This is a genomic window from Shewanella benthica KT99, from assembly GCF_000172075.1.
GTDB lineage: Bacteria > Pseudomonadota > Gammaproteobacteria > Enterobacterales > Shewanellaceae > Shewanella > Shewanella benthica_A.
This window is the reverse complement of the sequence record NZ_ABIC01000020.1, coordinates 1-12,349: the sequence shown is the minus strand read 5'-3', so window position 1 is coordinate 12,349 and position 12,349 is coordinate 1. Positions and strand designations below refer to the sequence as shown.

The following is a 12,349-nucleotide window of genomic DNA, read 5'->3' as shown; positions in this document are numbered from 1 at the left end:
AGCAAAGCCTTGATGCAATTGGGCACACAAAGAGGTAAATTAGTCGGCTATCTTCTGAGAAAACTCTCAACATTGCGGCAAGACAATGAAAAATATCTCCTTACTTGAATCGAATCGAGTACTGATGGCGTTACTTGGCTACGGCTTTATGCTGGCTTTGATTATTATCAGTATTAATTTCTGCGATCGTCCCATTGCGGATGCCATGCATGCCCATGGCTATTCAGGCACATTCCTTAAATTGCTAAGCCAGATCCCGACTGTGCTCGAAGTCATCGCGGCAGTTTTCATTATAGGCGTGTTAATTAAGCGCAGCCGCGAACGTTTCAGTTCACTCATCATTAATCTTATCGCCACGATTGTCTTAGCCAGCTTAGTGAGAGTATCTGCCAAGATGGCTTTCGGTCGTACCTGGCCAGAGACCTGGGTCAATGACAACCCATCATGGATTAATGATGGCGTTGAGGCTTTTCATCCCTTTACTCAGGGTATTGCCTACAACTCGTTTCCATCTGGCCATGCATTATTTACCTTCTCTCTAGCCACAGTATTTTGGTATCACTTCCCGCGTCTTCGACCCGTTTGGTTAGCCTGTATGCTAGGAGTGTTCATCGGGCAGCTTGGACAAAATTATCATTTTCTTGGTGACTTGCTTGCCGGAGCCACACTGGGTACGCTTATCGCTCATATGGTTATCCTAGCGAGTAACAAAGCCAACAGCATAAAAAAGCCCCGACCAGATGACCGAGGCTTAGCATGACAAAGAAGCAGCTTACTTGCTGGTATCTATGGCATCGAATGACTTGACCAAATCGTCCACAGCTTTCATCTGAGTCAGGTAGTTTTCTAACTGATCCAATGGCAAGGCACATGGGCCATCGCATTTGGCATTATCAGGATCCGGATGTGCTTCGATGAACAGACCAGCCAAACCTAAGGCCATGCCACTTCTTGCAAGCTCAGTTGCCTGAGCGCGGCGACCACCAGCACTGTCGGTTCGCCCACCAGGACGCTGAAGAGCATGAGTGACATCGAAAATAACAGGGTAGCCAGATTGCTTCATTTCATCCATGCCAAGCATATCGACGACTAGGTTGTTATAACCGAAACTAGAGCCCCGTTCACACAGAATAATATTATCATTACCGGCTTCATTGAACTTAGTGATGATATGACGCATCTCATGAGGCGCTAAGAACTGCGGCTTCTTCACATTGATGATGGCGCCGGTTTTTGCCATGGCAACCACAAGATCAGTTTGACGCGCTAAAAAAGCGGGTAACTGAATGATATCGACCACTTCCGCCACTGGTGCACACTGGTGTATCTCATGCACATCGGTGATCAAAGGCAGATTAAAAGTTTGCTTAATCTCCTGAAAGATCTTCAGCCCCTCTTCCATACCCGGGCCACGATATGAATTTATCGACGAGCGATTAGCCTTATCGAATGAGGCTTTAAAAACATAAGGAATACCTAACTTCTGCGTCACTTCGGCATATGTTTCAGCGATCTTCATCGCTAAATCACGAGATTCGAGCACATTCATGCCACCGAATAACACGAAAGGTTTATCGTTTGCAATCTCGATATCACCTAGAACTATGACTTTATTACTCATCAATACTTCTCTCTAAAAGGCCAAGGCAATTGCCTTAGCGTTAACCAATAAAACATTTAGCTGCATGCTGTGTTTGAAGCTTATAGGCCTTGGGATGAAATTATCTGTAATAACTATCCACACATCTAGGCTATATGTATAGACCTTCACACAGCTTATAGGCCTTGGGATGAAATTATCTGTAATAACTATCCACACATCCAGGCTATATGTATAGACCTTCACACAGCTTATAGGCCTTGGGATGAAATTATCTGTAATAGCTGTCCACACATCCATGCCATATATGTACCCACAGCATAGCCTAATACCGCAAGTAGTACACCAACAGGCGCTAATGCAGGATGGAATGCTGCGGCGACCACAGGCGCAGAGGCCGCGCCGCCCACATTAGCCTGACTGCCCACCGCCATATAAAACAGTGGCGCCTTAATCAGCTTAGCCACAATGAGCATAAAGCTAGCATGAACTAACATCCAGATGATGCCGATGGCGAAATACCATAAGTTATCCGGATCTGCCAGCTTGGATACATCCATATGCAAGCCGATAGTTGCCACTAGAATATACAGGAACACAGAAGCAACTTTTGAAGCACCGGCAGCCTCCAAATGGCGTACAGGACTGAATGACATGGCCAGGCCAATAGTCGTTACTGTGACTATCAACCAGAAGAATTTAGACGTTAAACTGTAATCTCGGGTCCAGGGGTAATTAGCCTCGAAGAAGGGTCCAAGGAAATCGGCAAACATGTGAGCTAGACCCGTGACACCAAAACCAACCGCCACGATCAACATCAGGTCGTTTAGACTGGGAATACGGGAGTTTTCGGCGTGGTACTTTTCTACCTTGTCTTTCAACTCTTCGATTGCCCTAGTATCAGCTCCCGTCCAGGCATCGATCTGCTTGGCCTTAGAAGCCATAAACAGCAATATGGCCATCCAGATATTGGCGACAATCACATCGACAGTCACCATGATGGAGAAGATATCGCCACCGGCCTCATAGATCTCTTTCATCGCAGCCTGATTCGCGCCACCACCGATCCAGCTTCCGGCTAAGGTCGTCATGCCACGCCAAACGGCTTCGGGCCCAGTGACTCCCAAAATTTCCGGATGTACGGCTGAAATGATAAGCAAGGCGATAGGTCCACCGATCACAATTCCCACAGTGCCGGTCAGGAACATGATAATGGCCTTTGGACCTAGGGAGATGATGGCTTTAAGATCGACGCTTAAGATCAATAAGACTAAACAAGCCGGAAGTAGGTATCTTGATGCCACGAAGTAAAGCTGCGAGGTGTTGCCATCGATGACGTTAAAAGTGTTAAGCAATGAGGGAAGGAAATAGCACATCAGCAGTGCGGGGATATATTTGTAAAACTTGGTCCAGAAAGGATGTTTACTGTTACTGGTATAAAAAACGAAACCTAAAATCGCCGTCAACAGACCCAAGGCCGTGGCATCATTTGTCACTATGGCTGTGCTACTCATGCTGTATTATCTCCCTTCGATAGCATTATTGTTATTATAATTTTTTATTATTAGCTTTAGTATTTCTTGCTTTTGATTAGTTTAACGGCTCGATACAGGCGATATAGAGCTAAATGAGAGTGACCGGAATCCTTGCCTGCCACTCGGTATTTATTGAAAACTGCTTATCGATGAGCCCTCTGAAGCGTAACAGCCAGCGAATTTAGACACATGTTAATGATAAACTTCTTGTTTACCCTTGAGCTCTTTGAGTTGCATCTTAACCAGTTCAATCATAGGGTCGTGCGGGCTGTTATCGACAAAGTGTTTAAGGTCCGCAGCGGCCACACTGATACAACCTAGCTGTTGCGCGATAAAAGCACGTTCTCGATTAAGATTAAGATCATCTGAATGCCATTGCAGCAGTAAATTACAACACTCCATCGCTGGCTCAAACTGATGTGAGATGATACTACCGGCTTTAAGCTCGTGTATCATTCTGGAGACCAGACGCTTCGAGCTTACAGGCTTAAGATAACTCGATTTAAAGCCTACGCTATTACCCAGTTCTCCCCGCACTAACACGTGAAGTTCATGTCGTGTTAAGTCATCACCGGTTAACGGATCGATATAACGGATCTTGTCATCGATTCGGCTACATAGCACAGTGGTACCAGGCAGTAGCAGAGGCTCTAGTTCTAGATCGAGTTGCTTTGCAAGCAACATCAACACTGTGGCCAAAGTCGTGCTATTTCCCTGACGTGTGATGACACAAGCCCCTAAATCAGCAGCTTCGACGCTAAAATAGGATTCGCGGGCGCAAAAACCTAAATCTTGATAAAACCAATGTAAAAGACCCTCTAATCTCTCATGACGATCCACTACATAATGACTCAAGACTGAGCCCGCAATCTCTAACCAAGCCCATTTGGCTGATTCGAGTTTTGAGAAGCCCAGATGCTGTGAAATTTCAAATGCCATTTCCGGCAATTGAATACTGTCTTTCAGAGTCAGTGTCGTCATTAGACCATTAGCACCGCTTGCTTAAAAATGGCTATCTTACCGGCATATACCACCCAAGCAATCGCGCCGAAAGCGGCAAACACCTTGAATAGCTTTCCTTTGTTAGCCTTTAAAGAAATAGTAGCTAAAAGGATATATGCCACAACAGCGCCTAACTTCTCGGTGATCCAAGGGTCGATGAAGGGATATTGCTGAATGACGAAACACAAGGTCAAACCAGATAATAACAGTAATGTATCGATGACATGGGGAGCGATTTTCATCAGCTTCTTATCCATGATAGGTGACTGACGCATATGAAGCACGAAACGCACTAAAAAAAACAATACACTAGCGGCAACGAAGGTCAAATGAACGTGCTTAATAGCAGGATAAAAACTGGTTAGGGTTTCCATTTAAAACTCTTATTAGGCTGACAAAGGCGGTAGTGTACCCGATCCCCCTCCCCATCACCAATATCCCGATCAGCCTTGTGCTAATTTTCACATTATCGATGAGTTTTACTTGTCGGATAACAATTTTCAAATCTCTTTTTTGATTGCTTCATTGGGCTAGTTCGGTATTTGGTTAGTATCTGGTAAGCATGGCTTCATCGGTATTTATAGCCTGCGGCTCGCTAAATGTGCAAACACTTCTGTGACCCGCCGCAAGCACGGTCCCTGTGGGCTCTGCCGTGACCTCCATGTCACGGAAGGTCACAGCCGCGTTCACACCTAAGTATTTGCCTCTCCGATTTGAGTTTTACTGGTTAGTAACACGTTTCTGTCGGATAGGCGGCACTTGTTGCCAAGTGCCGCCCTCCTAAGAACCCAGCGTGCAACTTTCACTGCACTGGGCTCAAGCCTCCACTAAGGCGTGTTACGTTACCCAGCTACCTACATTACATTGCAGCCAGAGCCGGTTCGAACCAAGAATTACGACTTTGCTTTTTCGGTTTCCTCTTAACCAAATAGGCTAGATATTGAGGATCGAATGGCGTAGCAGCACTCCTGATTTTCACATGTCTCTTTATCGGCGTTTGAGCTATCTGAACCAGATTAAAATGGCAGTCCATGTTGGCGATTTTCTGCCAGCCGTGGAATTGCCACCCACCTATGCGATTCATGTAGTATTTTCGACGTACCCAGTCTTTGCTTTTCGTTAGGTGACGCCTTACCGCCCATCGCCATAACAACCAGAAAAGTTGATGGACTACATAATCGAAAGTTCGCTTTGCCACCCAATGACGATAATAATTCGCCCATCCTCTCAGCTTCGGATTCAAAATCTTAATGAGATCGTTTACTGGAATAGTTGCGTGCTTTTTGATGAGTTCGCGTAAGTTACTCAAAAATGATAATAGATTGCTCTTACTTGGTTTAATAAGCAGTGCTGGAATCAAGCAATCGTGCTAACTCTCATATCATTGGCAACAGTGAAGCATCGCTTAAGGCTTATAAGAAGTATGTTGGCCCACATTTAAAAGCTGTTAAATGACTTGCATGAGTATAAGTAAGTCAAATCATGAAAACGGAAATATGACGATCTCAAAGACTAACAAGCTTTGGGGCAAAAGTTATTTAGTAAGTTCCGAGGTTACGGTTAACAGCAAAGCCTAATCGAAGAGAAAAAATCAGCCAGTGTAGATACGGCTGCGAGCTTCGATTTCAAGGATGAAATCGCAGAGCCCACACTGATGTGCTTGCGGCGTCTCGCAGAAGCATCTGCACATGCCTCGCCGGCCAGGCGGTAGGTAACCATGAAGTTATGGCCTTCAAAATACTATCCAACAACAAAATAGCTAGAAGCTAAATCAGAATGTCATCAGGCTTCATTCGAAGCCCTAGGAGTTATCTTGGGCGATTAATCGAGCCACCCAGCATAAAAAGAAGTCATTTCACCACATAAAATCTCTGACAACATGAGCGCCAGTTAGCACGTAAGATGTAGATTTATCTGCTATTAAAATGCCATGCGGATTGGTTTTATGCAACCGCGATAAGTGGACACCCATAAGATTTTGGCACTTTAATTCAATCGGCACTTATTGCAGGTATATAGCAACCCATGCTAGAAGCGATGTTTAAACCGTACAAAAATATGTAACGATAATTACGTGATATTTGATGTTTTTATCAATAGATTTCTTATGGGAAATTCTGATATCTCAAAAAAGACTGAATAATTGTGCTAACGAGGGATGGGTCCATATATGTGGCTGCGAGCTTCCAAAACAAGGATGTTTTGGCAGAGCCCACAGGGAAGTGCTTGCGGCGGTTCGCAGAAGCATCTGCACATCCCCCGCTGGGAAGCGTTAGATAACCATGAAGGTAAAAGTTAACACTCATTTCCCAATACCAACTCAGCTAGAAGCTAAACCAGAATGTCATCAGGCTTCATTCGAAGCCCTAGGAGTTATCTTGGGTATCGGCCTAAGGTACATCTGTCATTACTACCAAAATCTCGAACGGTTGCGACGTTCTCGTAGCCAAGCTCAATCATCTTTTTCCTCAGCGGCATGGCTTGCTGATAGCCATGTTCCAGTAGAAGATAGCCGCCGGGGGCTAAATAGTCTCGAGCACTCGCTGCAATATAATAAAGATCGGCAAAGCCCGCTTCACCCGCAGTCAGTGCACTCTGAGGCTCAAACCTGACATCCCCTTGATCCAGATGCGCATCGGTCTCATCGATATATGGCGGATTGGAGACGATGAGATTAAAGTCATAACAGGTTACCGAATCAAACCAGTCACTCTGGATGATCTCAACCTGTTGCAGCTTGAGATGCTCTCGATTCGCTTTTGCCAGTGCCACCGCCTCAATGATCTTATCGACAGCAGTGATCTGCCACTCTTTTTTCTCATAAGCCAAGGAGAGTGCAATAGCGCCGGTTCCTGTACCTAAATCCAACACCTGAGCATTTTCTGCCAGTGGCAGATTTAACGCGGTTTCTACCAGAATTTCTGTGTCGGGACGCGGAATAAGTGTCGTAGGATTAACCATGAAAGGCAGAGACCAAAACTCTCTTTCACCAACAATGTGTGCGATGGGTGTACCCAGCACACGGCGTTGGACCATCTTGGTGTAATCGACAACCTGATCCGATGTTAGACGTTCATCGGGCCAGGTATACAAGTAACCACGCTGTTGATGAATGATGTGTAGTAACATCACCTCTGCATCAAGCTTAGGTGTATCTGAGACATCGACCAATTGGGGTGAAGCCCAATCTAGGGCTCCAGCTAGAGTCAAGTGCAAGGGATTTCCTTAGTTTGATGCTTAATTCAAGCGTGTTAAGTGGAGAGAGATCCAAAGGATCACCCTTCAGACAAGGCCGCTAACATATCGGCTTGATTTTCTTGCATCAAGGGAACGATCAACACATCCAATTCACCTTCCATGATCTCATTGAGACGATAGAGAGTCAGGTTGATTCGATGATCGCTGACGCGTCCCTGGGGATAGTTATAGGTACGAATACGCTCGGATCGATCGCCACTACCGACTAAGTTACGGCGTGTGGTCTCTTCGACGCTACGACGCTTCTCATCTTCAACCGCTTGAATACGGGCTGTGAGCACGCTCATGGCCTGTGCACGGTTCTTATGTTGTGAACGTTGATCTTGGCACTCAACCACAATACCCGATGGTATGTGAGTAAGACGGATTGCTGAATCAGTTTTGTTGACGTGTTGTCCACCTGCACCCGAAGCGCGGAACGTATCCACCTTCAAGTCTGCCGGATTTATCTTAATCGCCTCGGCTTCCGGTACTTCGACAAGGACTGCAACAGTACAAGCAGAGGTATGAACACGGCCTTGAGATTCTGTTTCTGGCACGCGCTGGACTCTGTGTCCACCAGACTCAAACTTAAGTCTGCCATATACACCTTCACCGGAAACTTTAATGATGATCTCTTTAAAGCCACCATGCTCTCCCTCGTTAGCATTCATTATCTCTGTCTGCCAACGATTAGATTCGAAATATCGACTGTACATGCGGTATAGATCACCGGCAAAAATAGCGGCTTCATCGCCACCCGCGCCGGCACGAATTTCAACGAAAGCATTGTTGTCATCGTTAGGATCTTTTGGCAGCAGCAAGATCTGCAGCTCATCTTCAAGCTTCTTGATGAGAGACTTAGCTTCTTTCATCTCCTCCTGAGCCATCTGTTTGATCTCAGGATCATTTTCGCTCAACATCTCTTTCGCGGCGTCTAGATCTTCAGTCGCTTGCTGAAAGCCTTTGAATGCGGCAACGACATCTTCAAGCTGCGAATATTCTTTCGAGAGCGCACGAAAGCGCGTCTGATCTGCAATAATGCCTGGATCGCTCAACAGAGCCAATACTTCTTCATTACGCTCAAGCAAGCCTTCAAGCTTGCGGATAACACTATCCTTCATTAAAACGTTAACCTTAGTTTTTATCTAATCCGAGCGCAGTTCTGAGCTGGCCTATGCGATTAAGATCGCCTTGACGGCTAGCAGCAGTCAAGGCTCGAGTTGGTGCATGAATCAATTTATTGGTTAACTTATTGGCGAGTTCGAGTAGCAGTTGTTCGCTATCTCCACCTTGGGCTAATTTTTTGATCGCTCGCTCAACTAACTCATCTTTTATCGCCATACTTTGGCTGCGATACTCACGGATGCTGTCTACCGACTCTAATGAGCGGACCCACTCCATGAAAAGATGTGACTCTTCTTCTGCAATTATCTCAGCTTGCTCGGCAGCCTCTCTTCTTGAGGCCATATTCTGTTCTATGATGCTTTGCAGGTCATCCACTGTGTAGAGGAAAGCATCGTCAAGGTCGGCCACCTCGGCTTCAATATCACGAGGAACTGCGATATCAACCAATAACATAGGCTGATGACGACGCTGCTTCAGCGCTTTTTCTACCATGCCTTTACCGAGTATCGGTAATGGACTCGCGGTAGATGATATCACGATATCGGCCTGAGGGAGAAAATCAGGGATCTGCTCGAGTGTGATAGCCGTCGCACCGAACTCCTCACACATACCTTCGGCACGTGAGAGTGTACGGTTTGCCACCACCATAGAATCAACACCGTTATCTTTTAAGTGCCTAGCAACCAGTTCAATGGTTTCACCGGCACCGATTAGCAGGACTTTTGTCGCGCTAAGTGCAGAGAAAATATGCTTAGCCATGCTAACGGCTGCAAATGCCACTGACACAGCTGCGGCACCGATCTCGGTTTCAGTTCTGACTCTCTTGGCTACCGAGAAAGTATTCTGAAACATGCGGTCCATAGTGATAGCGACAGTTCCAGCTTCTCTTGCCTTAGTAAAAGATTGCTTTACTTGACCTAAGATTTGCGGCTCACCAAGGATCAGTGAATCTAATCCCGATGAGACACGCATCAAGTGCTGCACCACGGCTTGACCATGGAATTTGTATAGGCACGACTCAACCTCCTCGTGGGAAAGTTGGTGATACTCTTCCAGCCAACGCACGACCTCCGCTTCATCTGCGGTATTGGTATACAACTCAGTGCGGTTACAGGTTGAAATTATCACAGCTTCACCGGTCTTGCTATGCTTCGCCAGACTCTTCATGGCTTCATGAATTTTATCTGGTGAAAACGCGACCTTTTCACGCAGGTCAACCGTGGCTGTTTTGTGATTAATACCGATCGCTAAAAGGCTCATCTGACTCGTTTTGATCTCTTGGCATCTAATTTATTGTCGGACATTCTACTTAATTGAATGAACTAAAAACAGAATATGCTTAACAAAACCGAATAATAATCTCAGTTCTTATCCATTTATCCAATTTAAGTTACCTGTTTTCACGGCAAAGAATAATGGTTAGCTTAGTTTGATACCCACGGCTAGCGCATTTTAATCCCTGACTCTAACAGGGTTGAGCGATACTCGTCGTCCAACCCTGCCATCTTCTTTTTAGCCACTATACTCGCGCGTTTTGTCTGGTCTTGCTTGAACACAGTCATTGCTATTTTTCTCATCACATTAAAAGCAAGCGGACCTCGGCCTTTACGGATCCGTGTTTCAGTGGTCTCTTTACCTGTCGTTTTTTCATGTACGTCTGATGTCACTTTGATAATGCTTTTTAAGCCAACCCACTGATATTTATTATTTAACCAACTTTTACTAACCAGCACTTGCTGACAACGTCTTGTTTCAATTCACCCTGTAGACCAGAATGATGACCTTTAAGCGCTAGAATATAGTCAGCCTTTTGCTTAACGATTAGCTTTGCTATCTCTATTTCATCCGCTTTTAATCGGCAGATAACACGGGCAATAGTGTCATGCCGAGGAATACCTGCTTTAAAAGGACGATACTGACGAAGCCAATCAAGCTTTAGATGTCCAAAGTTTTCAATGTCTTCCCATCCTTCAGAGCCTGACATAACCGCACTTATAGCGAGTAAAATAATCTCTAATAAGTTATGTTTTTTACAACGCTCAATACGGGGATCCGCAATCGAATCAAAATGTTTTAAAAAAGTAGCAGTCATTAACATCACCAAAAAAGAGTATTTGGTGATCTGATCGCTACTTGAGCATAAAGTTCAATTTATAATGATCTTGCCGTGGTTTGATACCTAAGTGCGACGAGACATACAGTGAATTTCGCATTTAGGTCTGGTATTCTTAACAAGCCTTCGTATCATAGAGAGCCTCACTATCAGCAATAGATGAATAATTTGAGCTATATCACAAAAACACCTCTTCTTTTGGTGATCCTAAGCCTAAGTTTACTATCGGCATGTACCACGACTGCAACGAACTTAGTCCCAATACAAGTCGATAAAGTATCTCAAGCCCATGCTTGGGAGATGCGAGGCAAGCTTGCTGTCAAAACACCCAAGGATAGTTTCAGCACTAATTTATACTGGCTGCACACCCAGACAAAAAGTGAACTCAAACTCACCACTATGCTTGGCACGACCGTTTTGTCCTTAATCACTGAACATGGCATGACACGCTTAGAGGTTGATGGAAAAACATATGAGCACCATGATGCTCAGCAATTGCTAACCAAGGTCACAGGCTGGTCTATCCCAGTCAACGCTTTACCGCTATGGATAACGGGCCAAGTTTCCCCGGATGATGAAGTCAGCTCATTTGACGAAAAGAATAGGCCAGTAAGCTTATTTACGCCATTAGAGTCTCCTCCTTGGCAGGTCGAGTTCCTCAAATGGCAACATCAGAGTGGTGCTCAGATCCCCAGATTATTGCAATTAAAGCGAGTCGACCTGCGACTCAAAATACAGGTTAATGAATGGCAAGCTCTCGCTGATAGAGATCCAACGACAAATAAGATTAAAAAAACACACCAATTAATGCGAGCACACGCTAGATGAAAGACACATATTTATCACTAGGTTGGCCCGCTCCGGCAAAACTCAACCTTTTTTTACACATCAATAATCAGCGTAAAGATGGCTACCATGAACTACAAACTCTGTTTCAATTTGTCGATTATTGTGATTATTTAGACTTTAGAGTAACCCAATCATCAGATTTAACCTTACATTCGAATATGAGTAACGCTGTCGCAGATTGCGATAACTTAATTCTCTTAGCCGCAAAATCATTGCAGAAATTTTGTAATGGCCAAAAAGGCGCGGAAATTTGGCTTGATAAACGTTTACCAATGGGCGGAGGAATAGGTGGTGGCTCGTCCGATGCTGCCACCACTTTAGTGGCATTGAATGCACTCTGGGACACGCAATTATCTAAGGAGAAACTGATGAAGTTAGGCTTAGTTCTTGGTGCCGATGTACCTGTTTTTATTAATGGTTTATCTGCATTTGCCGAAGGTGTCGGCGAAAAACTAATCCCAGTTTCACCGAAAGAATATTGGTACTTAATCCTTATACCCGATGTACATGTTTCCACTGCAGCTGTGTTCCAAGATCCACAACTTACCCGCGACACTCCTAAGTTAGACATAGACTCCTTGATGAGTGCCCCATGGAAAAATGATTGCCAAGATTTCGTCGTTAAACGCTACCCTCAAGTTGCCAACACCTTGGGCTGGCTGATAGAATACGCGCCGTCTAGAATGACTGGAACCGGAGCGTGTATTTTCGGTCAGTTCGAACTGCAGCATCAAGCCTTAGAGGTCCTGGCTAAATTGCCGAAGGACATGCGAGGTTTTGTCGCCAAAGGGACTAATATATCGCCCCTAGAGTCGCATTTAGCTCGACTATAGAGGCTAAAACTCTGGAGTAGACTTAATCTTACTCCAGCCACTAAAAAGAAGC

12 protein-coding genes and 2 pseudogenes are annotated in these 12,349 nt (G+C 45.1%); 3 read left to right on the top strand and 11 right to left on the bottom strand.

Annotation, left to right across the window (positions count from 1 at the left end):
* Positions 1–85: 85 nt before the first annotated feature.
* On the top strand, positions 86–760 hold the full coding sequence (locus KT99_RS10800; protein ID WP_005499906.1) for a phosphatase PAP2 family protein: 675 nt from the start codon (positions 86–88) through the stop codon (positions 758–760).
* Positions 761–772: 12 nt separating this feature from the next.
* Here the strand turns inward: KT99_RS10800 and kdsA are convergent, their stop codons facing one another.
* The 11 genes and pseudogenes from kdsA to KT99_RS23570 form a co-directional block, all read right to left on the bottom strand.
* The gene (kdsA, locus tag KT99_RS10795) at positions 773–1,621 is read right to left on the bottom strand and encodes a 3-deoxy-8-phosphooctulonate synthase (protein WP_005499904.1); all 849 of its coding nucleotides are present in this window, start codon (positions 1,619–1,621) and stop codon (positions 773–775) included.
* 230 nt (positions 1,622–1,851) lie between these two features.
* The gene (locus tag KT99_RS10790) at positions 1,852–3,114 is read right to left on the bottom strand and encodes a DUF819 family protein (protein WP_005499902.1); all 1,263 of its coding nucleotides are present in this window, start codon (positions 3,112–3,114) and stop codon (positions 1,852–1,854) included.
* Between the two features lie 213 nt (positions 3,115–3,327).
* Complete coding sequence (locus KT99_RS10785) at positions 3,328–4,116, bottom strand: transglutaminase family protein (protein ID WP_005499899.1); 789 nt, start codon at positions 4,114–4,116, stop codon at positions 3,328–3,330.
* Complete coding sequence (locus KT99_RS10780; protein ID WP_005499897.1) at positions 4,116–4,511, bottom strand: SirB2 family protein; 396 nt, start codon at positions 4,509–4,511, stop codon at positions 4,116–4,118. The genes KT99_RS10785 and KT99_RS10780 overlap by 1 nt, the downstream gene beginning before the upstream one ends.
* Positions 4,512–4,683: 172 nt before the next feature.
* Complete coding sequence (locus KT99_RS22305) at positions 4,684–4,827, bottom strand: hypothetical protein (RefSeq protein WP_198402017.1); 144 nt, start codon at positions 4,825–4,827, stop codon at positions 4,684–4,686.
* Between the two features lie 169 nt (positions 4,828–4,996).
* Positions 4,997–5,485, bottom strand: a pseudogene (locus tag KT99_RS10775) (group II intron maturase-specific domain-containing protein); the annotation flags it as partial.
* Positions 5,486–6,510: 1,025 nt separating this feature from the next.
* Entirely contained in the window at positions 6,511–7,353 is an 843-nt protein-coding gene (gene prmC, locus KT99_RS10770; protein WP_040571875.1) for a peptide chain release factor N(5)-glutamine methyltransferase, read from the bottom strand.
* A gap of 59 nt (positions 7,354–7,412) precedes the next feature.
* Positions 7,413–8,498: a peptide chain release factor 1 gene (gene prfA, locus KT99_RS10765; RefSeq protein WP_005499889.1), complete on the bottom strand. Its 1,086-nt coding sequence runs from the start codon at positions 8,496–8,498 to the stop codon at positions 7,413–7,415.
* A 13-nt stretch (positions 8,499–8,511) separates the two neighbouring features.
* Positions 8,512–9,762 carry a glutamyl-tRNA reductase gene (hemA, locus tag KT99_RS10760; RefSeq protein ID WP_005499884.1) on the bottom strand — a complete coding sequence of 417 codons (1,251 nt, stop codon included), beginning with the start codon at positions 9,760–9,762 and terminating at the stop codon, positions 8,512–8,514.
* A 182-nt stretch (positions 9,763–9,944) separates the two neighbouring features.
* Positions 9,945–10,169, bottom strand: coding sequence for a hypothetical protein (locus KT99_RS23575; protein ID WP_420038545.1), 225 nt, complete (start codon positions 10,167–10,169; stop codon positions 9,945–9,947).
* 194 nt (positions 10,170–10,363) lie between these two features.
* Positions 10,364–10,594: pseudogene (locus KT99_RS23570) on the bottom strand (transposase family protein); the annotation flags it as partial.
* A gap of 180 nt (positions 10,595–10,774) precedes the next feature.
* On the opposite strand from KT99_RS23570, the gene lolB reads away from it, so the two are divergent.
* Entirely contained in the window at positions 10,775–11,443 is a 669-nt protein-coding gene (gene lolB / locus KT99_RS10745) for a lipoprotein insertase outer membrane protein LolB (RefSeq protein ID WP_005499875.1), read from the top strand.
* Positions 11,440–12,297: a 4-(cytidine 5'-diphospho)-2-C-methyl-D-erythritol kinase gene (gene ispE / locus KT99_RS10740; protein ID WP_005499874.1), complete on the top strand. Its 858-nt coding sequence runs from the start codon at positions 11,440–11,442 to the stop codon at positions 12,295–12,297. Before lolB ends, ispE begins: the two co-directional genes overlap by 4 nt.
* Positions 12,298–12,349 lie beyond the last annotated feature (52 nt).

Coding starts and splice junctions, on each gene's coding strand:
- KT99_RS10800 (WP_005499906.1), top strand. CDS start 86: ATGAAAAATATCTCCTTACTTGAATCGAATCGAGTACTGATGGCGTTA.
- kdsA (WP_005499904.1), bottom strand. CDS start 1,621: ATGAGTAATAAAGTCATAGTTCTAGGTGATATCGAGATTGCAAACGAT.
- KT99_RS10790 (WP_005499902.1), bottom strand. CDS start 3,114: ATGAGTAGCACAGCCATAGTGACAAATGATGCCACGGCCTTGGGTCTG.
- KT99_RS10785 (WP_005499899.1), bottom strand. CDS start 4,116: ATGACGACACTGACTCTGAAAGACAGTATTCAATTGCCGGAAATGGCA.
- KT99_RS10780 (WP_005499897.1), bottom strand. CDS start 4,511: ATGGAAACCCTAACCAGTTTTTATCCTGCTATTAAGCACGTTCATTTG.
- prfA (WP_005499889.1), bottom strand. CDS start 8,498: ATGAAGGATAGTGTTATCCGCAAGCTTGAAGGCTTGCTTGAGCGTAAT.
- hemA (WP_005499884.1), bottom strand. CDS start 9,762: ATGAGCCTTTTAGCGATCGGTATTAATCACAAAACAGCCACGGTTGAC.
- lolB (WP_005499875.1), top strand. CDS start 10,775: ATGAATAATTTGAGCTATATCACAAAAACACCTCTTCTTTTGGTGATC.
- ispE (WP_005499874.1), top strand. CDS start 11,440: ATGAAAGACACATATTTATCACTAGGTTGGCCCGCTCCGGCAAAACTC.